The organism is Kitasatospora sp. NPDC056783 (assembly GCF_042789895.1).
Classification (GTDB): Bacteria; Actinomycetota; Actinomycetes; order Streptomycetales; family Streptomycetaceae; genus Kitasatospora.
This window is the reverse complement of the sequence record NZ_JBHUAF010000027.1, coordinates 3,412-29,193: the sequence shown is the minus strand read 5'-3', so window position 1 is coordinate 29,193 and position 25,782 is coordinate 3,412. Positions and strand designations below refer to the sequence as shown.

At 74.3% G+C, this 25,782-nt stretch carries 15 protein-coding genes; 3 read left to right on the top strand and 12 right to left on the bottom strand.

Features of this window, described 5'->3' with window-relative positions; all coding sequences use genetic code 11:
- Nucleotides 1-12: 12 nt before the first annotated feature.
- The 9 genes from ACFRMQ_RS07005 to ACFRMQ_RS06965 all read right to left on the bottom strand — a co-directional run bounded on the left by ACFRMQ_RS07005 (nt 13) and on the right by ACFRMQ_RS06965 (nt 19,336).
- Nucleotides 13-10,842: an SDR family NAD(P)-dependent oxidoreductase gene (locus ACFRMQ_RS07005; RefSeq protein WP_380727790.1), complete on the bottom strand. Its 10,830-nt coding sequence runs from the start codon at nt 10,840-10,842 to the stop codon at nt 13-15.
- Nucleotides 10,843-10,960: 118 nt separating this feature from the next.
- Entirely contained in the window at nt 10,961-12,292 is a 1,332-nt protein-coding gene (locus tag ACFRMQ_RS07000) for a methylaspartate mutase (protein WP_380727788.1), read from the bottom strand.
- A complete protein-coding gene (locus ACFRMQ_RS06995) occupies nt 12,289-12,795 on the bottom strand; it encodes a cobalamin B12-binding domain-containing protein (RefSeq protein WP_380727786.1) in 507 nt (168 codons plus the stop codon). Before ACFRMQ_RS06995 ends, ACFRMQ_RS07000 begins: the two co-directional genes overlap by 4 nt.
- Nucleotides 12,795-14,033 (bottom strand): type III PLP-dependent enzyme, encoded by a 1,239-nt coding sequence (locus ACFRMQ_RS06990; RefSeq protein ID WP_380727784.1) that lies wholly within the window; start codon nt 14,031-14,033, stop codon nt 12,795-12,797. The genes ACFRMQ_RS06995 and ACFRMQ_RS06990 overlap by 1 nt, the downstream gene beginning before the upstream one ends.
- Nucleotides 14,030-15,559, bottom strand: a complete 1,530-nt coding sequence (locus ACFRMQ_RS06985) for an AMP-binding protein (protein ID WP_380727782.1) — start codon at nt 15,557-15,559, stop codon at nt 14,030-14,032. The genes ACFRMQ_RS06990 and ACFRMQ_RS06985 overlap by 4 nt, the downstream gene beginning before the upstream one ends.
- Nucleotides 15,560-15,589: 30 nt before the next feature.
- A complete protein-coding gene (locus ACFRMQ_RS06980; protein WP_380727779.1) occupies nt 15,590-17,116 on the bottom strand; it encodes an AMP-binding protein in 1,527 nt (508 codons plus the stop codon).
- Nucleotides 17,117-17,144: 28 nt separating this feature from the next.
- Nucleotides 17,145-17,396: a phosphopantetheine-binding protein gene (locus ACFRMQ_RS06975; protein ID WP_380727777.1), complete on the bottom strand. Its 252-nt coding sequence runs from the start codon at nt 17,394-17,396 to the stop codon at nt 17,145-17,147.
- A 63-nt stretch (nt 17,397-17,459) separates the two neighbouring features.
- Nucleotides 17,460-18,377, bottom strand: coding sequence for an ACP S-malonyltransferase (locus tag ACFRMQ_RS06970; RefSeq protein ID WP_380727795.1), 918 nt, complete (start codon nt 18,375-18,377; stop codon nt 17,460-17,462).
- 14 nt (nt 18,378-18,391) lie between these two features.
- The gene (locus ACFRMQ_RS06965; RefSeq protein WP_380727775.1) at nt 18,392-19,336 is read right to left on the bottom strand and encodes a proline iminopeptidase-family hydrolase; all 945 of its coding nucleotides are present in this window, start codon (nt 19,334-19,336) and stop codon (nt 18,392-18,394) included.
- 252 nt (nt 19,337-19,588) lie between these two features.
- On the opposite strand from ACFRMQ_RS06965, the gene ACFRMQ_RS06960 reads away from it, so the two are divergent.
- The 3 genes from ACFRMQ_RS06960 to ACFRMQ_RS06950 all read left to right on the top strand — a co-directional run bounded on the left by ACFRMQ_RS06960 (nt 19,589) and on the right by ACFRMQ_RS06950 (nt 22,357).
- Nucleotides 19,589-20,818 carry a cytochrome P450 gene (locus ACFRMQ_RS06960; RefSeq protein ID WP_380727773.1) on the top strand — a complete coding sequence of 410 codons (1,230 nt, stop codon included), beginning with the start codon at nt 19,589-19,591 and terminating at the stop codon, nt 20,816-20,818.
- 50 nt (nt 20,819-20,868) lie between these two features.
- The gene (locus ACFRMQ_RS06955; RefSeq protein ID WP_380727771.1) at nt 20,869-22,092 is read left to right on the top strand and encodes a cytochrome P450; all 1,224 of its coding nucleotides are present in this window, start codon (nt 20,869-20,871) and stop codon (nt 22,090-22,092) included.
- 73 nt (nt 22,093-22,165) lie between these two features.
- Complete coding sequence (locus ACFRMQ_RS06950; protein ID WP_380700614.1) at nt 22,166-22,357, top strand: ferredoxin; 192 nt, start codon at nt 22,166-22,168, stop codon at nt 22,355-22,357.
- Nucleotides 22,358-22,441: 84 nt separating this feature from the next.
- On the opposite strand, the gene ACFRMQ_RS06945 is transcribed toward ACFRMQ_RS06950, so the two are convergent.
- From ACFRMQ_RS06945 to ACFRMQ_RS06935, 3 genes are all read right to left on the bottom strand, one after another.
- Nucleotides 22,442-23,266 (bottom strand): GntR family transcriptional regulator, encoded by an 825-nt coding sequence (locus ACFRMQ_RS06945; RefSeq protein WP_380727769.1) that lies wholly within the window; start codon nt 23,264-23,266, stop codon nt 22,442-22,444.
- A 101-nt stretch (nt 23,267-23,367) separates the two neighbouring features.
- Nucleotides 23,368-24,195, bottom strand: a complete 828-nt coding sequence (locus ACFRMQ_RS06940) for a sulfite exporter TauE/SafE family protein (protein WP_380727767.1) — start codon at nt 24,193-24,195, stop codon at nt 23,368-23,370.
- Entirely contained in the window at nt 24,192-25,616 is a 1,425-nt protein-coding gene (locus tag ACFRMQ_RS06935; protein WP_380727765.1) for a rhodanese-like domain-containing protein, read from the bottom strand. Before ACFRMQ_RS06935 ends, ACFRMQ_RS06940 begins: the two co-directional genes overlap by 4 nt.
- Nucleotides 25,617-25,782 lie beyond the last annotated feature (166 nt).

Genomic DNA, 25,782 nt, shown 5'->3' with positions numbered 1-25,782 from the left:
GTCGCTCCCTGATTACTTGGCGTCGCTACGGTCGAGCGCAGTGCGGATGAGGTCGGAGATGTCCATGTTCTTGATCGCCGAGGTGCGGTCGGCCTCGGGCTCGGCCGGCGCGGCGGCCGGGGCCGGGGCCGGGGCGGCCTCGGCGGGGGCGCCGGCGGAGAGCTTCAGCAGCTGCTCCAGCAGTCCGGCCTCGCGGAGCCTGGCCACCGGGATGCCGGCCAGCAGCTCGGCCACCCCGGCGTCGTCGGGCTCCTCGGCCGCGGCCTCGGCGCGCTGCGGCCGCAGCCTGTCCAGCAGGTACGCGGCGAGCGCCGCCGGGGTGGCGTAGTCGAAGATCATCGTGGACGGCAGGCGCAGCCCGCTGACCGCGTTGAGCTTGTTGCGCAGTTCCACCGCGGCGAGCGAGTCGAAGCCCAACTCGGTGAACGCGCGCCGGGGTTGGACGGACGACGGGCCGTCGTGCCCGAGGACGGCGGCCACCTGGGCGCGGACCGCCTCCAGCACCGCGTGCTCGTGGTCGGCGGCCGGCAGGGTGCCCAGCCGCTGGACGAGCGAGGCCGCGGCGCCGGCGGCGCCGGAGCCGGCGGCGGTGGCCGCGTCCCGGCGGACGGCGGGCCGCACCAGGGCGCGCAGCACGGCGGGGACGGACTCGCCGCGCTCGCGCAGCGCCGCCAGGTCCAGCCGGACCGGCACCAGGGTGGGGCGCCCGGCGCGCAGGGCGGCGTCGAACAGGGCCAGCCCCTCGGCCGGGTCCAGCGCGCCGATGCCGGAGCGCTCGATCCGCTCCCGTTCGGCCTCGTCGAGCTGGCCGCCCATCCCGCCGGCCCCCGCCCACAGGCCCCAGGCCAGCGCGGTGGCCGGCAGGCCGGCCGCGGCCCGCTGCTCGGCCAGTGCCTCCAGGAAGACGTTGGCGGCGGCGTAGTTGCCCTGCCCGGTGGCGTCCAGGGTGCCGGCCACCGAGGAGAACAGCACGAACCTGCCGATCTCCCGGTCGGCGGTCAGCTCGTGCAGGTGCCAGGCGCCGTCGACCTTGGGCCGCAGCACCGAGTCGATCCGCTCGGGGGTCAGCGAGCCGAACAGGGCGTCGTCCAGGACGCCCGCGGTGTGCACCACGCTGTGGACCGGGTGCTCGGCGAGCAGCGCGGCCAGCGCGGCCCGGTCGGCGACGTCACAGGCCACCACGGCGGCCTCTACGCCCAGTTCGGCCAGCTCGGCCCGCAGCTCCCGGGCCTCGGGGGCCTGGAGGCCGCGGCGTCCGGCCAGCACCAGGCTGCGCACGCCGTGCTCGGTGACCAGGTGCCGGGCCAGCAGCGCGCCCAGGCCACCGGTGCCGCCGGTGATCAGCACGGTGCCCCACTCGGGGTCGTCCCGCTCGGTCCGCGGCGGCTGGACCCTGGCCAGGCGGGGCACCAGGACACCGCCGTCGCGCAGCGCCAGCTCGCCCTCCCTGGAGTCGAGGGCGGCGGCCAGCAGCGGCAGGGTGAGGCCGCCGTCGGAGTCCACCAGGACGATCCGGCCCGGGTCCTCGGCCTGCGCCGCGCGGACCAGGCCGCGCACGGCGGCGTCCGCCAGGCCCTGACCGGTCAGCACCACCAGCGTCGCCTTGGCGTACCGCTCCTCGCGCAGCCACTCCTGGACGGGGCCGAGCGCGGCCCGCAGGGCGGCGCGCACGCCGTCCGGCACCGGCTCGCCGGCCGGCGTCGGGACCGGCAGCAGCAGGACGTCGGGGACGGCGTCGCCGAGCGCGGCCAGGTCCCGGTGGACGGGCAGGCCGAGGCCGAGACCGTCGGTGCCGAGCACCGCGAACCGCCGGTCGCCGACGCCCTGGGGGGCCAGGTCGGGGCGGGGGGTCAGCTCCACCGCGTACAGCGAGTCCTGCTGGGGGCCGAGCTGTCCGGCCGCCACCGGGCGGGTCACGAAGGAGGAGACCGTGGCGACCGGGGCCCCGGCGCCGTCGGCCAGCTCGATCCGGATGCCGTCGCCGGCCTGGCGGGTCAGCCGCACCCGGGCCGCCGAGGCGCCACCGGTGTGCAGTTCGACCCCGTTCCAGGCGAACGGGAGCAGCACCTTGCCGTCCGCCGGTGCGTCGCGTCCCTCGTCCAGCAGGGAGGTGGCGTGCAGCGCGGCGTCCAGCAGGGCGGGGTGCAGGCCGAAGCGGGCGGCGTCGGGTCGTTCGGCGGCGGGCAGTTCGAGCTCGGTGAAGACCTCCTCGCCGCGCCGCCAGGCCGCCTTGACGCCCTGGAAGACCGGGCCGTACTGGTAGCCCTCGGCGCGCATCCGCTCGTACAGGCCGGTGACGTCGACCTCGGTCGCGCCGGCCGGCGGCCACTGGGCGGACGGCTCGGGGCGGGCCTCGCCGCGCTCCGCGAGCAGGCCGGTGGCGTTGGTGGTCCAGGCGGCGTCCTCGGAGCCGGCCGGCCGGGAGAAGACCCGCACGGCTCCGCCGCGCGCGGCGACGACCTGGAGCTGGACGGCGCCCGACTCCGGCAGCAGCAGCGGTGCCTGGAGGGTGAGTTCCTCCAGGACGGGCAGGCCGAGCAGGTCGCCGGCCCGGATCGCCAGGTCGACCAGGACCGTTCCCGGCAGCAGGACGGTGCCGAGGACGGCGTGCTCGGCCAGCATCGGGTGGGTGGCGCGCGAGACCCGGCCGGTCAGCACCACCTCGTCGGAGGCGGCCAGCCGGATCTCGGCGCCGACCAGCGGGTGGTCGACCGGCGCCTGGCCGAGGCTGCCCGCGTCGCCCTTGGCGGCCGGGACGTCCAGCCAGAACCGCCGGTGGTGGAAGGCGTAGGTCGGCAGCTCGACCGGCCGGGGGGTGTAGTCGCCGTAGAGGGCGGGCCAGTCCAGGGCGGCGCCGCGGGTGTGGGCCAGCGCGAGGGCGCCCAGCAGCTCCGCGACCTCGGGCTTGCCCTTGCGGGCGACCGGGGCGAAGACCGCCGCCGCGTCCTCGGCCAGGCAGTCCGGGCCCATGGCGCTCAGCACCGAGTCCGGGCCCAGCTCCAGGAAGGTGGTGACGCCCTGCTCGGCCAGCGCGGCGACGGCGTCGGCGAAGCGCACGCTCTCCCGGACGTGCCGGACCCAGTACTCGGGGCTGCGCAGCTCGGCCGGGCTCGCCGGGCGGCCGGTCAGGGTGGAGACGATCGGGATGGCCGGTTCGGCGTAGTCCAGCTCGGCCAGCACGGCGCCGAACTCGGCCAGCATGCCGTCCATCCGGGGCGAGTGGAAGGCGTGCGAGACGGTCAGCCGCTTGGACCGCTCGAAGCGGGCCGCCAGCTCCAGCACCGCTTCGGTGTCGCCGGAGAGCACCACCGAGCGCGGTCCGTTGACCGCCGCGACGCTGACCCGCTCGTCCAGCAGCGGCAGCACCTCGGCCTCTCCCGCCCGGACCGCGACCATCGCGCCGCCCTCGGGCAGTGCCTGCATCAGCCGGCCCCGGGCGGCGACCGCCTTCGCCGCGTCCGCCAGTGACCAGACGCCGCTGACGTGGGCGGCGGCCAGCTCGCCGATGGAGTGGCCGGCCAGGAAGTCCGGGCGCAGGCCGAAGGACTCCAGCAGCCGGAAGAGCGCCACCTCGGTGGCGAACAGCGCGGCCTGGGTGTACGCGGTCCGGCTCAGCGGCTCGGCGACGGCGTCGAAGACCACCTCCTTGAGCCCGTCGTCGAAGTGGGCGGCGACGGCGTCGAAGTGCTCGGCGTAGACCGGGAAGGCGTCGTACAGCTCCCGTCCCATGCCGGGGCGCTGCGAGCCCTGGCCGGAGAAGAGGAAGGCCAGGGCGCCCTCGTCGACGGTGCCGGTGACCAGCCCGGGGGCGTCCGTACCGGCGCTCAGCGCGGCCAGCGCGGCGTCGAGTCCGGCGCGCTCGTCGGCCAGCACCACGGCGCGGTACGGGTGGTCGCCGCGGGTGGTGGCCAGGGCGAGGCCCAGGTCGGCGAGTTCCCGCTCGTCGACGGCGGCCAGCCGCTCGGCCTGGGCGGCCAGCGCCTCGGGGCTGCGGGCCGAGACGGGCAGCGCCACCAGGGTGGGCGGGGTGCCGGTGGCCGGCGTCTCCTCGACGGCCGGGGCCTGCTCCAGGATGACGTGGGCGTTGGTGCCGCTGATGCCGAAGGAGGAGACGGCGGCGCGGCGCGGGTGCTCGGCCTCGGGCCAGTCCCGGGACTCGGTGAGCAGTTCGACGGCGCCCGCCGTCCAGTCCACCTGGTCCGAGGGGGCGTCCACGTGCAGGGTCTTGGGCAGCACGCCGTGGCGCATCGCCTGGACCATCTTGATCACCCCGGCGACGCCGGCGGCGGCCTGGGTGTGCCCGATGTTGGACTTGATCGAGCCCAGCCACAGCGGCCGGTCCGCCGAGTGCTCCTGGCCGTAGGTGGCCAGCAGCGCCTGCGCCTCGATCGGGTCGCCCAGGGTCGTGCCGGTGCCGTGCGCCTCGACCACGTCGACCTCGGCGGCCGACAGTCCGGAGCTGGCCAGCGCCTGGCGGATCACCCGCTGCTGCGAGGGCCCGTTGGGGGCGGTCAGCCCGTTGGACGCGCCGTCCTGGTTGATCGCGCTGCCGCGCAGCACGGCGAGCACCCGGTGCCCGTTGCGCTCCGCGTCCGAGCGGCGCTCCAGCACCAGCATGCCGACGCCCTCGCCCCAGCCGGTGCCGTCGGCCGCGGCCGCGAAGGACTTGCAGCGCCCGTCGGCGGCCTGGCCCCGCTGGCGGCTGAAGTCGATGAAGGTGTCGGGGGTGGACATCACGGTGACGCCGCCGGCCAGGGCGAGGGTGCACTCGCCGCCGCGCAGCGCCTGCGCGGCCAGGTGCAGGGTGACCAGCGAGGAGGAGCAGGCGGTGTCGACGGTGACGGCCGGTCCTTCGAGCCCGAGCGCGTAGGCGACGCGGCCGGAGACCACGCTGCCGAGGGTGCCGTTGCCGAAGTAGGCGGCCACCTCCTCGGGGGCGTCGGTGAGCCAGCTGCCGTAGTCGTGGTACATCACACCGGCGAACACCCCGGTCGCGCTCCCGCGGACCGTCGCCGGGTCGATGCCCGCGCGCTCGAAGGCCTCCCAGGAGACCTCCAGCAGCAGGCGCTGCTGCGGGTCCATCGCGACCGCCTCGCGCGGGCTGATCCCGAAGAAGTCGGCGTCGAACTCGGCCGCCCGGTAGAGGAACCCGCCCTCGCGGGAGTAGGTCTTGCCGGGCGTGCCGGGCTCCGGGTCGAAGATCGCCTCGGTGTCCCAGCCGCGGTCGGTGGGAAAGTCCGCGATGGTGTCGACGCCGTCGGCGACCAGCCGCCACAGGTCCTCGGGCGACTCGACGCCGCCGGGGTAGCGGCAGCTCATCCCGACGATCACGATCGGGTCCTCGGCCGGGCCGGCGAGCGCCGCCACCGGAGCGGCCGGCGCCACGGGCTCGCCGCCGAACAGGGTGTCGCGGATGTGCTCGGCCAGCACCTTCGGCGCCGGGTAGTCGAAGACGAGGGTGGCCGGAAGCCGCAGCCCGGTCGCCGAGTTGAGGCGGTTGCGCAGCTCCACGGCGGCCAGCGAGTCGAAGCCGAGCTCGGTGAACGCCCGGGTCGGGCTGATCGCCGCCGCGCTGTCGTGCCGCAGCACGGCCGCCACCTCGGTGCGGACCAGCTCCAGCAGGGTGCGGTCCCGGTCGGCGGCGGGCAGCGCGCCCAGGGCGCCGGCGGCGGCCAGGTCGCGGGTGCCGCGGGCCGCCGACGCCCGGCGGTTGACCGGTCGCACCAGGCCGCTGAGCAGCGCCGGGATGCCGTCGGCGCGGCCGCGCACGGCGGCGGCGTCCACCTCGACGGGGACCACCCGGGCCGCGCCGGTGCGCACGGCGGCGTCGAACAGGCGCAGCGAGTGCGCCGCGTCCAGTCCGGGCACCCCGTAGCGGGCGATCCGGGCCAGCGTCGCCTCGTCGAGCGCGGCGCCCATGCCGGCCTCGCCGGTCCACAGGCCCCAGGCGAGGGCGGTGGCGGGCAGGCCCAGCGAGGCGCGGTGCTCGGCCAGCGCGTCCAGGAAGGCGTTGGCCGCCGCGTAGTTGCCCTGCCCGGCGCCGTCGAGGACGGCGGCGAGCGAGGAGAACAGCACGAAGGCCTTGAGGTCGAGCTCGGCGGTGAGTTCGTGGAGGTGGCAGGCTCCGTCCACCTTGGCCCGGAACACCTCCGCCAGCGCTTCTTCGGTGAGCGAGCCGATCACGCCGTCGCGCACCGTTCCGGCGGCGTGGATTACCGAGTCGACCGGGTGGGCGGCGAGCAGCGCGGCCACCGCGTCGCGGTCGCCGACGTCGCAGCCGACCACGGCCACCTCGGCGCCCGCCGCGACCAGTTCGGCCCGGAGCTCGGGCGCGGAGCCGCGGCGGCCGGCCAGCACCAGGCTGCGCACGCCGTGTTCGGCGACCAGGTGGCGGGCCAGCAGTCCGCCCAGGCCGCCGGTGCCGCCGGTGATCAGCACGGTGCCCCACTCGGGCGCCGGGTTCGCCGCCGAGGGCAGCACGGCCAGCCGCGGAGCGGTGAACTCGCCGTCCAGCAGCGAGAGTTCCGGCTCGCCGGTGGCGAGGGCGGCGGACAGCTCGGCCTCGGTGGGCAGGCCCGGGTGCTCGATCAGGACGAGGCGTCCGGGGTTCTCCGCCTGCGCCGAGCGCACCAGGCCGCGGACGGGCGCCTCGGCGAGCGCGGGCGAGACGACCACGACCAGGGTGGTGTCGGCGAAGCGGTCCTCGGCCAGCCAGGCCTGGAGCACCCCCAGCACCCGGGCGGTGGCGCCCCGGGCCGCGAGCGGAAGCTCCTCGGAGCCGGCCGCCGCGCGCAGCACCACGGCCCGCGGCAGCGGGTCGGCGAGGCCGGCGAGGCCGCCGTCCTCCAGCACCGCGATCCGCAGCGGCTCCGACTGGGCCGGCGGGCCCAGCGGCGACTGCCGTACGGCGTATAGGACTTCGTCGTCCGAGACCGGACGGGAGACCAGACCGCGCACGGTGGCCAGCGGCGCGCCGGTGGCGTCGGCGAAGTCGAGCGCGAGGGTGTCCTTGCCCGGGTGGGAGATCCGCACCCGCACCGAGGCGGCGCCCGCGGCGTGCAGCGACACCCCGGTCCAGGCGAACGGCACCAGCACCTCGGCGCGGGGCTCGGCGCCCAGGTCAGCGGCGTGCAGGGCGGCGTCCAGCAGCGCCGGGTGCAGGCCGAACTCGGCGGCGTCGGCCACGAGTTCGGCGGGCAGCTCGACCTCGGCGAAGACCTCGCCGCCCTGCCGCCAGGCGGCCCGCAGGCCCTGGAACGCCGGGCCGTAGCCGTAGCCCTGGGCCGCCAGCGCCTGGTAGACGCCGGCGAGGTCGATCGCCTCGGCGCCCTGCGGCGGCCAGCTGTCCAACGGGCGGGGCAGCGGCTCGGCCTCGGGGGCCAGCACACCCTCGGCGTGCTGGGTCCAGTGCCCGGCGTCCGCGCCGTCCGCCCGGGAGTGGATGGTCAGCCGGCGGCGGCCGGTCTCGTCGGGCTCGCCCACCGCGACCTGGATGCCCGCGCCGCCCTCGGCGGGCAGCACCAGTGGGGCGCCCAGGGTGAGTTCCTCGATCGCGCCGGCGCCCACGTGGTCGCCCGCGCGCACGGCCAGCTCGACGAAGGCGGTGCCGGGGAAGAGCACCCGCCCGGCGATGACGTGGTCGCCCAGCCAGGGCTGGGTCCGCAGCGAGAGGTGCCCGGTGAGCACCACCCCGTCCGCGCCGACGGCCACCACCGCGCTCAACAGCGGGTGTCCGGCGGGCAGTTGGCCGAGGTCGGCGAGGTCGGCGCGGGCCGAGCCCGGCTCCAGCCAGAACCGCTTGCGCTGGAAGGGGTAGTTCGGCAGCTCGACCGGGCGCCCGTTGCGGCCGGCGTGGAAGCGGGCCCAGTCCACCGGCACCCCGGCGCAGTAGGCCGCCGCCAGGGCCGCCAGGGCCTGCCGCGGCTCGGAGTGCTCGCGGCGCAGCAGCGGGGCGAAGACGGCCGGGGAGCCGTCCAGGCACTCCTGGCCCATGGCGCAGAGCACGCCGTCCGGGCCGATCTCCAGGAAGGTGTCGACCCCGGCGCCGGCCAGCCACTCCATCGCGCCGGCGAACCGCACCTGCGCGGCCACGTGCTCGACCCAGTACTCGGGCGTCGCCACCGCGGCGGTGCACAGCTCGCCGGTGACCGTGGAGACGATCGGGATCTTCGGCGCCGTGTACGTCAGGACCTTCGCGATCCGGCGGAACTCGGCGAGCATCGGCTCCATCAGCGGCGAGTGGAAGGCGTGGCTCACCCGCAGCCGCTTGGTCCGGTGCCCCGCCTCCGCCAGTTCCCCGGCGATCCGCAGCACCTGCGCCTCGTCGCCGGAGAGCACCACCGCGCGCGGGCCGTTGACCGCCGCGAGGCCGACCCGGTCGGTGAGCAGCGGCGCCACCTCGGCCTCGGTGGCCTGCACCGCGACCATCGCGCCGCCGGCCGGCAGGGCCTGCATCAGCCGGCCGCGCGCGGCCACCAGGATGGCGGCGTCCTCCAGGGTGAGGACCCCGGCCACGTGCGCGGCGGCCAGCTCGCCGATGGAGTGCCCGGCCAGGTAGTCGGGGCGCAGGCCCCAGCTCTCGGCAAGGCGGAACAGCGCGACCTCGACCGCGAACAGGGCCGGCTGGGCATACTCGGTGCGGTGCAGCAGCTCGGCCTCGGGCGAGCCCTCGGCGGCGAACAGCACCTCGGTGAGCGGCAGGTCCAGCTGGAGGTCCAGGTAGCCGCAGGCCCGCTCCAGGGCCTCGGCGAACACCGGGAAGGCGGCGAGGAGTTCGCGGCCCATCGCGAGCCGCTGGCTGCCCTGGCCGGTGAACAGGAAGGCGAGCTTGCCGGGGCCGGCGACGCCGGTCGCGGCGGTGCCGGCCGGGGCGGAGCCGGCCGGGGCGGAGCCGGCCGGGGCGGAGCCGGAGGCGATGGCGTCCAGGGCGGCGCGCAGCTCCGCACGGTCCCCGGCGACGATCGCGGCCCGGTCGGCCAGGCCGGCCCGGGTGGTGGCCAGCGCCCGGGAGAGGTCGGCGAGGCGGAGCTCGTCGCCCTCCAGCAGCGGGAGCAGGTCCGCGGCCCGGTCGCGCAGCGCCTGCTCGCCGCGCGCCGACAGCACGTACGGCAGCACGCCGGAGTCGGCCGGGTCGGCGGCGGGCTCCGCGGCGGGCGGCCGCTCGGCCTCGGCGTCGTGCTCCAGCAGGACGTGGGCGTTGGTGCCGCTGACGCCGAAAGAGGAGACGCCGGAGCGGCGCGGCGCCCCGGTCTCGGGCCACGGCCGGCCTTCGGCGAGCAGTTCGACCGCGCCGGCCGACCAGTTGACGTACGGGCTCGGGGCGTCGATGTGCAGGCTCTTCGGCAGGTAGCCGTGCCGCATGCTCAGCACCATCTTGATCACCCCGGCCACGCCGGCGGCGCCCTGGGTGTGGCCCAGGTTCGACTTGGCCGAGCCGAGCAGCAGCGGCGCGTCCTCGGGCCGGTCCTGCCCGTAGGTGGCGAGCAGCGCGGTGGCCTCGATCGGGTCGCCGAGCGTGGTGCCGGTGCCGTGCGCGTCGACGGCGTCCACCTCGTCGGCCCGCAGCCCGGCGTTGGCCAGGGCCTGGCGGATCACCCGCTGCTGGGAGGTGCCGCTGGGCGCGGTGAGCCCGTTGCTGGCGCCGTCCTGGTTGACGGCCGAGCCGCGCACCACGGCCAGCACCCGGTGGTTGTTGCGCCGGGCCTCGGAGAGCCGCTCCAGGACCACGACGCCGACGCCCTCGGCGAAGCCGGTGCCGTCCGCCGCGGCCGCGAAGGGCTTGCAGCGGCCGTCGGGGGCCAGGCCGCGCTGGCGGCTGAAGGCGGTGAAGACGCCGGGGCCGCCCATCACGGCGACGCCGCCGGCCAGCGCCAGCGAGGACTCGCCCGCGCGCAGCGACTGGCAGGCCAGGTGGATCGCGACCAGTGAGGCCGAGCAGGCGGTGTCCACGGTGACCGCGGGGCCCAGCGCGCCGAGCACGTAGGCCACCCGGCCGGAGATGACGCTGGGGGCGTTGCCGGTCAGCAGGTAGGCGTCGAGGCCGTCGGGGGCCTCGTGCAGCCGCGGGCCGTACTCCTGCACCTCGGCGCCGAAGAACATCCCGGCCTCGGTGCCGCGCAGCGCGAGCGGGTCGACCCCGGCGTGTTCCAGGGCCTGCCAGGCGGTTTCCAGGACCAGCCGCTGCTGGGGGTCCATGCCCAGCGCCTCGCGCGGGCTGATGCCGAAGAAGTCGGCGTCGAACTCGGTGGCGGTGTCGATGAACCCGCCGCGCCGGACGTAGCTGCTGCCGGGGGTCTCCGGGTCCTCGTCGAACAGCCGGTCGAGGTCCCAGCCGCGGTCCTCGGGGAAGTCGGAGAGCACCTCGCCGCCGTCGCGCAGGAGCTGCCAGAGCCGCTCCGGCGAGTCGACCCCGCCCGCGAACCGGCAGCCGATGCCGACGATCGCGATCGGCTCTCCCCCAGCCTGGCGGCCGGAAGGTGCCCCCATGCCCGCGCCGAGGTTGGCGGTCGGGGCCGGTTCGGGGGTGACGGCGCCGAGCGCCCCGGCGAGCAGCCGGTCGACCAGCGCGGCCGGGGTCGGGCACTCGTAGACCACGGTGACCGGCAGGTCGAGGCCGGTGGCCGCGACCAGGCGGGCCTGGAGGTCGACCGAGGCCAGTGAGTCGAAGCCGAGCTCGGTGAAGGCGAGCGCGGTGTCCAAGGTGTCGGCGGCCTCCGGGCGGGCGGCCTTCAGCGCCGCCACCGCCGTACGGCTCACGAGGTCGAGAACCAACCGCCGGTGCTCCGACGGCGCGGCATCGGCCAGCAGCCGGGCCAGTACTGAATCGGACCTGGACTCATTCATCCGCGCATCTCCACATTCGGCCAAGACCGTTTGGCAAAAGAACAGTTACGCGGGGACGGCAGCGCCCACCCGCGCCTCGTCCCCGTCATGCCGCGCCGTTCCCGGAGTCCGGGCCGGCTCAGACGGCACCGCCGGAGAGCGCGTGGCCCCGCCCGGCGGCAATCGCTTCGTCGTCGAACTTCCAGCGGATGTAGGACAGCGACCCCAGCAGTTCGCCGGACGTCACGGTGCGGGACTCGCCGGCCTCCACCACCCCGGCCAGCGGCAGCCGGCCGATGTCCGCCCAGCGCAGCCGCCCCTCCGCGTCCAGGTAGCTGCGGGTGCGCCCCTGGTTGTCGGGGTGCAGGCAGTAGGGGATGTCCAGGTACCCGCGCTGGAAGGCCAGCAGCATCGCCCGGCCGACGTCCGGGTCCAGGTTCAGCACCGCGGAGACCAGCGCCGCGGCCTCCGCGTAGGTCTGCGAGTCGCCGCCGTCGTCGGCGATCCGCCGGGTGCGGGCCGCGCGGGCGGCCGCGTGCTCCAGCGCGCCGACGTTCTCCGCCACCGTCGGGATCCGGACGGACTCGGCGACGGTCTTCACGATCAGCCGCTCCGAGCCGGTCGCGGCGGCCAGCTCGGCCGCGTCGCCGAGCAGGGCGAGCGCCCCGTGCGGCGTGGTGGGGTAGACCCCCATGTACGCGTAGATGACGACGTGCCAGTCGGTGTCCGGCAGCAGCTCGGCGCAGAGCCGGCGCAGCGCGAACACGGCCTCCACGTCCTGCTGTTGGTGCGTCTGCTGGGCGTAGCTGGCCGAGATCGAGCGCAGCCCGTGCTGGTGGAAGAACAGCGCTTCGAGCGCGCTGATCGCCACCAGCTGGCTGGGCGGGCAGAGTTGGCCGAGCATGCAGCCGCCGAAGGTCTCCAGGTGCGGGTCCCGCCCGATCTCGCGCAGCCGGGCGAAGAGGTCGCAGGAGCGCGACCAGTTCTCCACCGACTCGCGCAGCGGGATGCGCCCGTACGGGAGGCAGTAGGAGACCGGCCCGCCCTCCGAGGCGTCCAGCCCGACCCGCATCAGCGAGCGGAAGATGTCCAGCGGCGCGGCCGAGCCGTGCCGGACCTGCACCGGGAAGTCCGGGCCGTGGATGCCGTCCAGCACCCGCCGGGTGGTCTCCAGGTCATGGCTGACGATCGGGTAGCCGTTGAGCGATACGCCTTCCAGCAGGGCGAGTTCGGCGGACTCCAGGTCGTTCACCCGGGTGTAGCTGTCCAGGGTGACGGTGCCGACCGTACGGCCGGCGGCACCCTTGGTGGCCAGCAGTCCGGCCCGCATCAGCTCCGGGTCGCTCATCCCCATCCGGGGCTGCACCACGAGGTCGCCCGCCCGGTGCGCCCGGCGGACGAACGCGCCGAAGCCGTCGGCCCGGATGACCTCGCCGGAGCCGTGGAGCCCGCCGACCTCGCCCCCGCTCACGTCAGCACCCGCTGCGGGAGCGAGTCGAGCAGCCGCCGGAAGGAGGCGATGCCCTCCGCCCCGTCGTCGAAGACCGCGTCGTAGCCGGCCGCGACCAGCTCGGCCAGCTGCTCGGCGCTCTGGGCGCCGGCGATGCCGAGCTTGCCGCCGATCACGGCCGGGACGGCGCTCAGCTCGGCGCGCTCGCGCACCTTGCCGATCATCCGGATGCCGTCCTGGTAGCCGTGCCCGTTGACGCTGCTGACCACCAGCAGCGCCGGGCGCCGGGCCAGGCTCTCGCTCACCAGCAGGTCGGTGGGCACGCACGGGCCCAGGTTGACCACGTCGAACCCCAGCTCCTCCAGCAGCAGTTGGAGGAAGACCAGGTTCCAGGTGTGCGAGTCGGAGGTGCCGCCCGCGACGATCACCGTCGCGTCCCGCCTGACCACGGCGGGCGCGTTGCGCGCGGCCACCGCGGGCGGGTTCGGCGCGGCGGACCCGCTCTGCTCGGTGGGCAGCGACATCACAGCTCCCGGCCGAGCTGGTAGGAGCGGACGTGCTCGATCCGCGACACCGAGACCAGTTCCTCGCCGCGGACCACGATCTCGGTCGGCGCCGGGCGGCCGAGGAACATCAGCAGGCTGGCCGTCGGGCCGTAGGCGCCGGCGTTGGGGATGCTCACCACGTCCCCGGGGGCCAGCGCGGGCAGCTCGATGTCCCGGCCGAGCACGTCGCCCGGGGTGCAGAGCGGGCCGACCAGGCTGGCGATCTGCTCCAGCGGGATCCCGTCGTCCTCCAGGCGCACCGAGACCGGCATGATCCGGCCCAGCCCCGACATGCCGCCGAAGGTGTTGATCCCGCCGTCCAGGATCACGAAGCGTCGCCCGCGGCTCTCCTTGAGGTTGACCACGCCGACCATCAGGGTGCCGCTGTCGCCGATCAGGTAGCGCCCGGACTCGACGGCGAACTTCACCTCGCCGGTGCGCCAGCCGGGGAACCACTCGTCGAGCGCACCCGCCATCGCCTCCCGCAGGTTGCCGTACACCGGCCGCTCGCCGCGGACCGCGTACGGCACCGAGAAGCCGCCGCCGATGTCGACGAAGCGGAAGCGAGTGCCCAGCTCCTCCTGCACCCGGGCGGCCACCTCGATGGTGTGCCGGAACTCCCCGATCAGACTGTCCTCGTCCTTGGCGTTGCTGAGCGGGAAGAAGTGCGCGCCCGCCACGTCGGTGCCCGGCACGTCGAAGAGCTGCTCGCGCAGCTCCGGCAGCGTCTCGCTGTCGAAGCCGAACTGGGAGGGCACCCCGGTCATCCGGATGCTCGACGTGGCGCTGGCGCTGGCGCTGTTGACCCGCAGCAGGCAGGTGGCGACCACGCCGAGCCGACTGGCGACCGCGCCGACGTTGCGCAGGTCGCCCAGCGACTCGACGGAGAAGAGCCGCACCCCGGCGCCCAGCGCCTCGGTCAGCTCCTCCTCGGTCTTTCCGGGGCCGGTGTAGAGGATCTCGGCGCCCTCGAAGCCCGCGCTCAGGACCGCGGCGAGCTCACCGGTGGAGCTGATCTCCGCCCGGCAGCGCCGGCCCTCGCCGGCGCGCATCTCGCGCAGCAGCTCGGGGTGCGGGTTCGCCTTCGCCGCGTAGAAGAGCTCGACCCCTTCGGGCAGCGCGGCGAACAGGTCGCGTCGGGCGGCCGCGATCCGGTCCAGGTCGTAGACGTACGACGGAGTTCCGAAGCGCTTGGCGAGCTCGGCGTAGCCAGTCACGGGGTGGCCCCTTCGAAGAGTTCGGCGAGTTTCCGGCGGTCGTGCTTGCCGTGCAGCGTGAGCGGCAGCTCCTCGACCACCCGGCACAGGCCCGGCACCTTGGCCGGCTCCAGGCGCAGTGACAGCTCCCGCAGCACGGTGTGCGGCGCCAGGTCGCCCACCACGCAGACCGCGAGGTCGCGGCCCTCGGTCGGCGGCAGCGTCGCGGCGGCCTGGACACCGGGGATGTCCATCGCGGCGGCCTCGATCTCGATCGTGCTCATCCGCACGCCCTTGCGCTTGAACATGTCGTCCCGGCGGCCCTCGTAGTAGAGGAAGCCGTCCTCGTCCACGCTGCCGAAGTCGCCGGTGTGCAGGCGTCGTCGCCCGCTGACCGGGTCGGCGCGGAAGGCCTTGGCGGTGAGCTCGGGCGCCCGCCAGTAGCCGGGCATCACGTGCGGGCCCTCGACGACGATCTCGCCGGCCGCGCCGGTGGGCACCTCGGTGCCGTCCTCGTCGAGGATCAGCACCCTGGTGCCCGGCAGCGGGCGGCCCACCGAGGTGGGCTTGCTGTCCTCGAACTCGGGCGGCAGCACCGAGATCCGCTTGCACTCGGTCTGGCCGAACTGGCGGATCACCTCGGCGCCGGGGAAGGCCGTGCGCAGCGCGTCCACGGTGGTCTTGGGCAGCGCGGCACCGGTGTTGGTGAACATCCGGACCTTCGACTCGCCGCCCGGGTCGCGCTCGGCGAGGGAGCAGATCATCGCCGCCAGCGAGGGCACGATCGGCACCACGGTCGCGCCGCTCTCGCGGATGCGCCGCAGCAGCACCAGGTCCGAGTCGGTGTCGGCCAGGACCAGCTCCGAGCGGCCGAGCGCGGCGAGCAGGATCTTGTAGAGCCCGTAGTCCCAGGAGATGGGGAAGCGGCAGAACACCACGTCGTCGGGGCGGTAGCCGAGTTCCTCGTTGATCGCCCGGGAGGCGAAGACCATCTGGCGGTGCGGGCAGATCACGCCCTTGGGGGCGGCGGTGCTCCCCGAGGTGTAGACCAGGACGGCGACCGCGTCGGCGTCGACCTCCTGGGCCGGGCCCCGGGCGCCGCTCTCGCGCAGCGCCGTCACCTCGGGCCACGCCTCGTCGAAGCCCAGCACCTCGACCGGGGTGAGGGCGGCGATCCGCTCCACCGCGGCGTCGGCGACGATCACCAGCCGGGGTTCGGCGTTGCCGAGCACCGAGCGCAGGTGGTAGTCCTTCATGCCCGGGTTCAGCGGCACCAGGACCGCGCCGCGCCGGGCCGTGCCGTAGAACAGCGCCACCAGTGCCCGGTTGCTGGGCAGTTGGACCAGCACCCGGTCGCCGGGGCGGACCCCGAGCGACTCCAGCCAGGCGTCGACCGCGTGGCTGTGCTCGACGAGCTCCCGGTAGGTCCACCGGCCGTCCCGGTCGCTGACCGCGACGGCACCGGGGGCGGCGTCCGCCGTCGCCTCGTCGAGCACCCCGTGCACCAGCACGGCCGGCTCGGCCTGCGGTATCGCGTCACCACTCACGGCGTGTGTCCGTCCTCTCCATTGTGAGCCTCACTCGGATGTCGTCGCGGCCTGGAGTGCGAGCTGCTTGCGGTCGATCTTCCGGTTCGAGTTCAGCGGGAACTCGGCCAGGTGCCGGTAGCGCTTGGGGACGATCGCCACCGGCAGCGTCCTGCGCAGTTCGCGGGCGAGTCGGGCCGGCGCCACGACCTCGCCGGTGTAGAAGACCGCCAGTTCCACCGAGCCCTGGACGGGCACCGCGACGGTGACGGCGTCCTGCACGCCGGGGCACTCGCGCACCGCGGCGTCCACCTCGGCCAGTTCCACCCGGACGCCGAGCACCTGGACCTGGGCGTCACCCCGGCCGAGGTACAGCAGTTCGCCGCCCTCCGCCCGGCGCACCCGGTCCCCGGTGCGGTAGAAGCGCAGGCCGTCGCGGTCGAAGAAGCGGCCCGCGTCGTCGCCGGAGTCAAGGTATCCGGCGGTCGACTGCGGCCCGGCAATGCACAGTTCGCCCTCGTCCTCGCGCTCCTCGCCGTCGGCGCCGAGCAGCAGGTGGCGGTGTCCGCCGTGCACCGAGCCGATCGGCACCATGCCGTTGAGCGCGTCCTCGCCCGCCCAGCGGTGGACGGCGACGGTGATGGTCAGCTCGGTCGGCCCGTACAGGTTCTCCAGCGTCGAGTCCGGCGCCGCCGCCAGCCAGTCGCCCGCGTCCTGGCAGCTCAGCGCCTCTCCGGCGAAGAAGCTCCAGCGCAGCGAGGGCATGGTGGCGGGCCCGAGGCCGCCCATCCGCCGCACCAGCGCGATCGCGCTGGGGGTGGAGAACCAGACGGTCAGGCCGTTGTCGGCGATGAACCGCGGCATGTCCCGGTAGGCCTGCGGCGGGGCGACGACCAGCGTGCCGCCGGCGCCCCAGGCGCAGAACAGGTCGAACATCGCGCAGTCGAAGTTGAGGTCGAAGTTCTGCGAGAACACGTCCTCGGGACCGAAGTCGTACCGCTCGTCGAGCAGCCCGAAGTAGTGGTGGGTGTTGGCGTGGGTGACCGGGACGCCCTTGGGGCGGCCGGTCGAGCCCGAGGTGAACAGGACGTACGCGGTGTCCTCGCCACGCACCGGCACCGGCTCGGACAGCGCGCTGCCCTCCGCCGGCACCACGGCCGGCTGCGGCTGGCCGCCCGGGGCGAACAGCACCGGTACGTCGACGCCCTCCTCCCACAGCCCGGTCAGCGCCGGCAGCGCGTCGTCGTCGGCGATGATCGCCCCGACTCCGCTCGCCTCGATCATCTGCCGGGTGCGGGCGGCCGGGAAGGCCGGCTGGAGCGGGACCATGGTGATCCCGGTGTAGAGGCCGGCCAGGATCGACGCGTACGCCGAGGGGCCCTTGCCCGCCAGCACGCCGATCGCCGCAGGCCGCGACGGCAGGCGGGCCAGCAGCGACCCGGCCAGCAGCAGCGCGCGCTCGTGCAGCTCCTGGTAGGTCAGGCTGGTCCCGCCCGCCCGCACCGCCGGGCGGTCCGCCGACTTGGCGAGTCCGCGCAGGAAGCGCCCGGCCAGCGCGAGGTCCACGGTGTCATCCATCGTGGTGGCCTTTCGTGTCTTCGTCCCGTCAGGCCTGGACGCCGGGCAGCAGGCTCTCGACGGTCTTCCAGAGCACGGCGGGGGTCTCGAAGGTCTCCAGGGTCAGCGCGTCGTCCAGGAAGCGGATGTCGTAGGCGGCCTCCAGCCGGCCCAGCAGTTCGACGGTGCCGAGCGAGTCCAGGCCCAGCTCACGCAGCGGGGTGTCGTCCGTCAGCCGCTCGCCCGGGGGGAGGAAGGGCAGGAAGCCGCGCAGGGTCTCTTCGAACTTCTCGTCCCACATGGTGACTCCATCAGTGTCGTTGTTCGTCGGGTGTGCTCAGGTGGCGCCGGCGCGCTCCGGCGCTCAGCGGGCGGCGGGCCGGCGCCTGGGGGTCATCGCCAGCCGCGGGTTGGCCGGCAGGACCTCGAAGTTCCCGGTGGTGCACGAGACCCGGCCGAACAGGCTGTCCGGGCCGGCGACGCAGACCCGCTCGATGCCGAAGCCCTTGAGCCCGGCCAGCGCGTCCGGCCAGCGCAGCGGACGCGTGACGCTGTCCAGCAGCATGGTGCGCACCTGCTCGGCCGTGGTCAGCAGCGTGCCGTCCTGGTCGGCCACCACCGGCAGCTTCGGGTCGGTGAAGCCGAAGGTGGGCAGCACCTCCCGCTCGATCTCCTCCCGCAGCCCGCCGAAGGCGCCCGAGTGCAGCGGCGGCCGCATGGTGTAGAGCGGCATCCCGCCGATGGCGCGCAGCCGCTGCTGCGTCCACTCCACCCGGGACTCGCGCAGCGAGAGCATGTAGAAGCCCTCGTCGATGTAGCAGGAGATGTCGTGCCACTCGCCCTGCTCGTCCAGCTCCGCGAGGATCTCGCTCAGCTTCTCCTCGGGCGTGCGGACGAAGGAGAGCACCACGACGTCGGTGTGCTCCCGGGCGAAGTACCCGTCCATGCGGCGGGCGAGTTCGGCGGTCATCCGCACGGCCTCGGCGACCGGGAGCGCCTGGGAGAAGGCCACCGCCGCCTTCTCGCCGAAGCTGGCGCCGAGGACGGCCTCGGCCTCGACGCCGAGGACGGCCCGCGCCCATTCGGCGCTGGCCAGGCAGTTGACCAGGAAGGCCACCTGGGCGGCCTCGGAGTAGTCGCCGTCGGCCTCGCGGAAGGCGTCGACCAGGGAGTAGCCGAGGACCTCGTCGGCGACCGAGACCAGCTCCCGGGCGAAGCGGTTGGCCACCATGAAGCGGCCGACGTCGCCGAAGGAGGCCGGGCCCATGCCGGGGAAGACCATCGCGGTCCGCTTCGTCACGACCGGGCCTCCCCCGCCGGGCGCACCAGCTCGGCCGGCTGCTCGGCCAGTTCGTCCAGGAAGCCGGTCATCACCTCGGTGAAGCGCTCCGACTCCTCCAGGTGCGGGCAGTGGCTGGAGTTCTCGAAGACCTCCCAGCGCACGGTGGGGATGCGGTCGAAGTAGGGCTGCATCGTCACCGGGGTGGCCTCGTCGTACTTGCCGCTGATCAGCAGCGTCGGCGTCCGGATCAGGTCCAGTTCGTCGATGATCGACCAGTCCTTGAGGGTTCCGATCACATGGAACTCGTTGGGCCCGTTCATCGTGTAGTACACGGTCGGGTCGTTGTAGATCTCCATGAAGGAGGAGAGGAAGTCCCTCGGCCAGGGCAGGATCCGGCACACGTGACGGTCGTAGAAGACCCGCATGGCGGCCAGGTACTCGGGCGACTCGAAGGTCTCCGCGGCCTCGTGGCGCAGCAGGGTCTCCTGCACGTCCGGCGGCAGCTGGGCGCGCAGCACGGCCATCTCGCTGAGCCACAGCGGGTAGGAGGCGGGCGAGTTGGCCACCACCAGGCCGCGCAGTCCGGCCGGCCGGGTCATCGCGTGCTTGGCGGCGAGCAGGCCGCCCCAGGACTGGCCGAACAGCACGTAGTTGTCGGCGATGCCCAACTGCTCCAGCAGGTTGGACAGTTCGGCGGCGAAGAGGTCGACCTTCCAGAAGTCGGGGCCCTTGTTGGGCAGGTGGGTCGAACCACCGTTGCCGATCTGGTCGTAGTGCACCACCGGCCAGCCGCGCTCGGCGAGCTCGGTCAGCTGAAGGAGGTAGTCGTGGGTGCTGCCGGGGCCGCCGTGCACCACCACGACGGCGGGCTTGTCCGCGGTGGGATCGCCGGTGACCCGGTACCAGGTCCGGTACTCCCCGAACGGGACGGTTCCCTTAGCGCTGGGCTCCAGGGGCACGGTAACCACCTTTGTCGACAGACGTGTTCGGGGCGAACGGAATCGTGATCCGGCCCCGACGCTAACGCGCGGCGACGGCCCGACTGGACCCCTAGCGGCCCCTAGGTCGGACCCCGGGTCGGGTAGGGGTGAACGGGCGGCGGCGCAGGCCACACCGGTAGGGGGCGGCAGGGGGTGTGGCGCGGTGATGGCGCCGCCTAACGTGCGAGCAGCGTTCGAATGAGTTCGTTCGAGTCAGTTCGAGAGGGCACCATGACCCAGACTGCCGACCAGGACCGTACGGCCACCCAGCCGCCGGCCTTCCCGATGCCGCGTTCCTGCCCCTTCACCCCGCCGGCGCAGTACGCCGAGCTCCGCGAGAATGAGCCGGTCGCCCGCGCGGTCCTCAAGGTCAACGGCAAGCCCACCTGGCTGGTCAGCACCTACGAGGGCCTGAAGAAGGTGCTCGGCGACTCCCGGGTGAGCGCCAACCTCAAGCTGCCCGGCTACCCGCTCCAGGTGCCGGTGCCCGAGGAGATGCTCCAGGCCGTCCCGCTCACCTTCCTCTCCATGGACCAGCCCGAGCACACCGTTCAGCGCCGCCTGCTGGCCCCGGAGTTCACCCTGCGCCAGATGCGCGCGCTGCGGCCGCGGATCCAGCAGATCGTGGACGCCCAGATCGACACGATGCTGGCCAAGGGCGGCCCGCAGGACCTGGTGGCCGCACTCGCCCTGCCGGTGCCCTCGCTGGTGATCTGCGAGCTGCTCGGCGTCCCCTACGAGGACCACCCGCGCTTCGAGCACTGGGCCGGCCAGATCATGAACCAGGACATCAGCGACGCGGAGCGCGGCCTGGCCCACTACGAACTCGACCAGTACGTCGACCAGTTGGTCACCATCAAGGAGACCACGCCGGGCGACGACATGATCAGCCGGCTGATCGCGGCCAACCGTGCCGAGCCCTCGGTCGAGCACTCCGACATCGTGAGCATGGCCCGGCTCATGCTGGTCACCGGCCACGAGACCACCGCCAACATGATCGCGCTGGGCACCCTGGCCCTGCTGGAGCACCCCGAGCAGCTGGACGCGGTCAAGGCCGACGCCGGCCTGCTGCCCCAGGCCGTCGAGGAGCTGCTGCGCTTCTTCAGCATCTCCGACGCCGGCACCGCCCGGGTCGCGCTGGAGGACATCGAGGTCGAGGGCGTGGTGATCAAGGCCGGCGAGGGCATCCTGCCGCTCAACAACTCCGCCAACCACGACGAGAGCGTCTTCCCCGACGCCGACACCCTCGACATCCGGCGCGAGGCCCGCAGCCACCTCGCCTTCGGGTTCGGCATCCACCAGTGCATCGGCCAGAACCTCGCCCGGATCGAGCTGGAGATCGTCTACGAGACCCTGTTCCGGCGCATCCCCGGCCTCAAGCTGGAGGTCCCGATGGCGGAGCTCAAGTTCAAGGACGACGCCATCGTGTACGGCATGTACGAACTGCCCGTCACCTGGTGACCCGCCCGGATCGACCCGACCAGTCTCGAACCCGACTCCGAGAGGGCACCATGACCACGCAGGACCGCCCGGCCGCCGACCTGCCGGGCTTCCCGATGACCCGCGCCTGTCCGTTCAGCCCGCCGGAGCAGTACGCCAAGCTCCGCGAGACCGAGCCGCTCTCCCAGGCGGTCCTCAAGGTCACCGGCAAGCCCGCCTGGCTGGTGACCACGCACGAGCACGTCAAGAGCGTGCTCGGCGACTCCCGGGTGAGCTCCAACCTGAAGCTGCCCGGCTACCCGCACCAGTTCCACATCCCCGAGGAGATGCTGCGTGAGGTCCGCCTCATGCTGCTCTCGATGGACCCGCCGGAGCACACCTCCCAGCGCCGCTACCTGATCCCCGAGTTCACCGCCCGGCGGATGCGCGCGCTGCGCCCCCGGATCCAGGAGATCGTGGACAACCGGATCGACGCGATGCTCGCGGCCGGCGGGCCGGTCGACCTGGTGTCGGCGCTCTCGCTGGCGGTGCCCTCGCTGGTGATCTGCGAGCTGCTCGGTGTGCCGTACGAGGACCACCCGCAGTTCGAGGAGTGGTCGGCGCTGATGATGAACCACGACATCAGCCCGGAGGAGTACGGCGCCGCGGTCATGGGCCTGGACATGTACCTGGACAAGCTGGTCTCCGCCAAGACGGCCGAGCCCGGCGACGACCTGATCAGCCGGTTCATCGAGAAGAACCGCGAAGAGCCGATCGCCGACCACACCGACATCGTCACCATGGCCCGGCTGATGCTCGTCGGCGGCCACGAGACCACCGCCAACATGATCTCGCTCGGCGTGCTCGGCCTGCTGGAGCACCCCGAGCAGCTCGACGCCGTCAAGGCGGACCCGGAGCTGCTGCCCGGCGCGGTGGAGGAGCTGCTGCGCTTCTTCAGCATCTCCGACTCCGGCACCGCCCGGGTCGCGCTGGAGGACATCGAGATCGACGGCACCGTCATCAAGGCGGGCGAGGGCATCCTGTCGCTCAACAACTCCGCCAACCACGACGAGAGCGTCTTCCCCGAACCGGACACCCTGGACATCCGCCGCGAGGAGGCCCGCAGCCACCTCGCGTTCGGCTACGGCATCCACCAGTGCATCGGGCAGAACCTCGCCCGGATCGAGCTGGAGATCGTCTACGGCACCCTGTTCCGGCGCATCCCCGGCCTCAAGCTGGCCGTCCCGATGTCCGAGCTCAGGTTCAAGGACGAGGCGCTGGTCTACGGCGTCCACGAACTGCCCGTCACCTGGTGACCGTCGGGGGTCTGTCCCGCCGGACAGGCCCCGGCCGCCCGGAGTCCACCCCACAGAGCGAGGAACCACCATCATGCGCGTCAGCATCGACCCCGACCGGTGCGTATCGGCCGGCCAGTGCGTCATGCTCGCCCCCGACGTCTTCGACCAGGACGAGGACGGCATCGTGACCCTGCTCGACGAGGAGCCGCCCGCGGAACTGCACGCGGTGGTCCGCCAGACCGCCTCGCTGTGCCCGGTGCGCCTCATCCAGCTCTCCGAGTAGCCGACGCACTCCCCCGCCCGTCGCCCCGCCGGACGCCCACCCGTCCGGCGGGGCGCGGCGCGCCCACGGGCGGCGGGCCCGGTGTCAGGGCGTCTGGACGGGGGCGCCCAGCCGGTAGTCGTGGGCGGTGAACGCGGCGGCGACGGCGAAGCGGTCCGCCCGCACGAGCGTCTGCCGCCACTCGACCGGACGGCCCTCCGTGTCGTGGCCCAGCCGGTCGATCGCCAGCAGCGCGGTGGTCTCGGGGCAGTCCAGCAGGATGCGCTCGCCCCGGCCGGGGACCACGGCGCGGATCCGCTCCCAGCCGCCGCCGATCCGGCTGCCGCAGTGGCGTTCCAGCTCGTCGTAGAGCGAGGTGTGGGTGAAGTCGACGTCCAGCAGCGGGCCGGCCACGTCCGCGGGCAGCCAGATCCGGTCCACCGCCAGCGGTTCCTCGTCCGCCAGCCGGACGCGCTCCAGGTAGACCAGCGGGGTGGACTCCTCCAGGCCCAGCCGGGCGGCGATGACGCCGTCGGCGCGCCGGTCGAGCGCGCGCACCACGCTGCGCTGGACGGCGCCGACCTCCTCGACCGCGCGGAACAGGCTGTACGCCTCACCCACGTCCTGCTCCAGCGGGCGGCTCGCGGTGAACCGCGAGACCCTGCCGCGCTGGGCGGTGACAAGGCCCTCCTCGCGCAGCTTGCGCAGGGCCTCGCGGACGGTGTGCCGGCTGACCTGGTACTCGGCGACGAGGTCGAACTCGCCGGGGAAGACGTCGCGGAACTCCCCCTCGTCGAGCCGGCGCAGCAGGTCGGCGCGCAGCTGCGCCCAGAGCGGGCTGCCCGAGGATCGGGTGAGGGGCCTGCGGCCCGGCTCGGAGGTCACGGCGCCGTCCTGGGGGTCAGGGGTCGGGTGGGTGGTGCGGGACACCTGATGAATGGTGGTACGTCCGGGGGGCCGGGGCAAAATCGGACGCCCGCCCGGTCCGGCGGGCGTCCGACGGGTGGTGGCCTCGGCGCCGGCGGCGTCCTTCAGAGGAGGACGCCGATCAGCATGAAGGCGGCCACCGCGAGCAGCAGCACCGCGAAGGTCCGTTGCAGGGCCGCGCCGGACAGCTTGCCCGCCAGCCGCTTGCCGTCCCAGGCGCCGAGGACGGCGGCTCCCACGAACGGCAGGAAGACCGCCGGGTCGAGGGAGACGCCCGAGACGGTGAACCGGGTGGCGAGGGAGACCACCGAGTTGATCACGATGACCACCAGGCTGGTGCCGACGGCCGTGCGCATCGGCAGCCGGAGCACCGACACCAGCGCGGGCACCGCGAGGAAGCCTCCGCCGACCCCCAGCAGCCCGGTCACCGCCCCCAGGCCCGCTCCGGCGGCGACGGTGCCCAGCGGCCCGCCCCGGCCGGGCACCTTCCCGGGCGCCTCCCCGGCGGCCTCCCCGGGCGCCTCTCCGGGCGGCTCCCCGACGGCCTCCTCGGCCCGAGCCGGCCGCGAGGACCGGGTGCCGCGCAGCATCACCGCGGCGGCCAGCGCCGCCAGCGCGGCGAACGCGCAGGTCAGCACCGACTGCGGGACGCGGTGGGCGAGCACGGACCCGCCGATGGCGGGGAGCACCCCGGCCGCGGCGAACAGGGCGCCGGTCCGCCACCGGACGGTGCCGGTGCCGGTGTGGCGGGCGAGCGCGGTGGCGGAGGTGACGGTGACGATGACCAGGCTGGTCGTCCCGGCCTCGGCGGTCGGCAGGCCCAGCAGGTACACCAGGGCCGGAACGGCCAGCACTCCCCCGCCCCCGCCCAGCGCGCCGAGGGCCACGCCGACCGCGGCTCCGCAGAGCAGAGCGGCGATCAGGACGCTCACGCCGTGACGCCGTCCGGGCCCTGGTCGGCGGGCTGGACGACCTCACCGTTCCAGGCGGCGAAGCCGCCGCGCAGGTCGACGGCCTCGAAGCCGCGGGCCCGCAGCACCGACGCGGCCACCGAGGAGCGGTTGCCGCCCGCGCAGATCACGGTCAGCGGCCGATCGGTCGGCAACTCACCCAGGCGGGCGAGGAGTTCGGGCAGCGGTATGAGCCGGGCGCCGGGGAGGGTGCCCAACTCCCTCACCTCTCCCGGAAGACGGACGTCCAGCAGCTCGAAGCCCGGCTCGGCCGAGGCGAGTCGCTCGTCGAGCCGGTCGGCGTCCACTCGCCCGGCGGCGGTCAGGTGCGCGGCGTCGACCGCCTCCACCGGGGCGTCCAGGGCGCCCAGGACCCGGTCGAAGCCGATCCGGGCCAGTCGGTTGCGGGCCTCGACGGCGTCCTTGGGGCCGCCGCACAGGACGGTGGCCTCCTGGGCGTCGAGCACCTGGCCGGCGAGTTCGGCGAACCGCCCGCCGAGCGGGATGTTGACCGCGCCGTGCAGGTGGGCGGCGGCGAAGGACTCCGGGTCCCGGGTGTCCAGCACGGTGGCACCGCCCGCCCGGGCCTCCAGGAAGGCCTCCGGGGTGAGCGCCGGGACGGGCGTGTCCTCGTCCAGCACCGGACGGGCCTGGCGGTTGCGCGCCGAGGTGAACGCGAAGTAGGCGGGCACGGCGGGCTGTCCGGCCGTCACCACGGTGACGAACTCGTCCTCGGCCATCTCGGCCAGCGCGTAGTTGCCGCGGCGCTGGTTGCCGATCGTGCAGCTCAGCTCGCTGGAGAGGTTCTTGCCGCAGGCCGAGCCCGCTCCGTGCGCCGGGTAGACCCGGGTCTCGTCGGGCAGCGTCAGCAGGGCGCGGGTCGAACGGTAGAGCAGGCGGGCCATCTCCTCGGCGGAGCGGCCGCGCGAGCTGAGCAGGTCGGGGCGGCCGACGTCGCCGATGAACAGCGTGTCGCCGGTGAGCACGCCGAACGGGACGGCGTCACCGGCGTGTTCGCGCACGACGACGCAGATCGACTCCGGGGTGTGGCCCGGCGTGTGCAGGATCTCCAGGTCGACCTCGCCGAGGCCGAGGTGCTCACCGTCCTCCAGCGGGTCGGTGTCGAAGTCGAGCACGCCGGCGGAGCCGTAGGAGATCCGGGCGCCGGTGCGCTCGGCCAGCTCCAGGTGGCCGGAGAGGAAGTCCGCGTGGATGTGGGTCTCGATGACCCGCTCGATGGTCAGACCGTGCCGCTCGGCGGTGGCCGTGTACTCCTGGACGTCGCGCTGGGGGTCGACCACGACGGCCCGGCCGGTGGTGCGGTCACCGACGAGGTACGAGGCGTGGGAGAGGCAGTCGAGGTAGAACTGCACGAAGACCAGGGGTCCGGCAGGCGTCGTCATCGCTTGCTCCTTGAGGGCGGGTGCGTGGGGCGGGTGCGTGAGGGGGACGTCGCGGGGTGGCGACGTCGCGGGGCGGCGAGCGGCTGGGGCAGGCCGGCACCCAGGTGAACCTGGCGAGCGGCGTCCCGGTGCTGCCCAAGGACCTCACCGCGCGCTCCTGGGTCAT

What these genes read in the sequence shown, in the direction of transcription:
- ACFRMQ_RS06950 (WP_380700614.1), top strand. Translation starts at nt 22,166, where the DNA reads ATGCGCGTCAGCATCGACCCCGACCGGTGCGTATCGGCCGGCCAGTGC.
- ACFRMQ_RS06995 (WP_380727786.1), bottom strand. Translation starts at nt 12,795, where the DNA reads ATGTCGCTGCCCACCGAGCAGAGCGGGTCCGCCGCGCCGAACCCGCCC.
- ACFRMQ_RS06955 (WP_380727771.1), top strand. Translation starts at nt 20,869, where the DNA reads ATGACCACGCAGGACCGCCCGGCCGCCGACCTGCCGGGCTTCCCGATG.
- ACFRMQ_RS06980 (WP_380727779.1), bottom strand. Translation starts at nt 17,116, where the DNA reads ATGGATGACACCGTGGACCTCGCGCTGGCCGGGCGCTTCCTGCGCGGA.
- ACFRMQ_RS06970 (WP_380727795.1), bottom strand. Translation starts at nt 18,377, where the DNA reads ATGGTCTTCCCCGGCATGGGCCCGGCCTCCTTCGGCGACGTCGGCCGC.
- ACFRMQ_RS06935 (WP_380727765.1), bottom strand. Translation starts at nt 25,616, where the DNA reads ATGACGACGCCTGCCGGACCCCTGGTCTTCGTGCAGTTCTACCTCGAC.
- ACFRMQ_RS07005 (WP_380727790.1), bottom strand. Translation starts at nt 10,842, where the DNA reads ATGAATGAGTCCAGGTCCGATTCAGTACTGGCCCGGCTGCTGGCCGAT.
- ACFRMQ_RS06960 (WP_380727773.1), top strand. Translation starts at nt 19,589, where the DNA reads ATGACCCAGACTGCCGACCAGGACCGTACGGCCACCCAGCCGCCGGCC.
- ACFRMQ_RS06975 (WP_380727777.1), bottom strand. Translation starts at nt 17,396, where the DNA reads ATGTGGGACGAGAAGTTCGAAGAGACCCTGCGCGGCTTCCTGCCCTTC.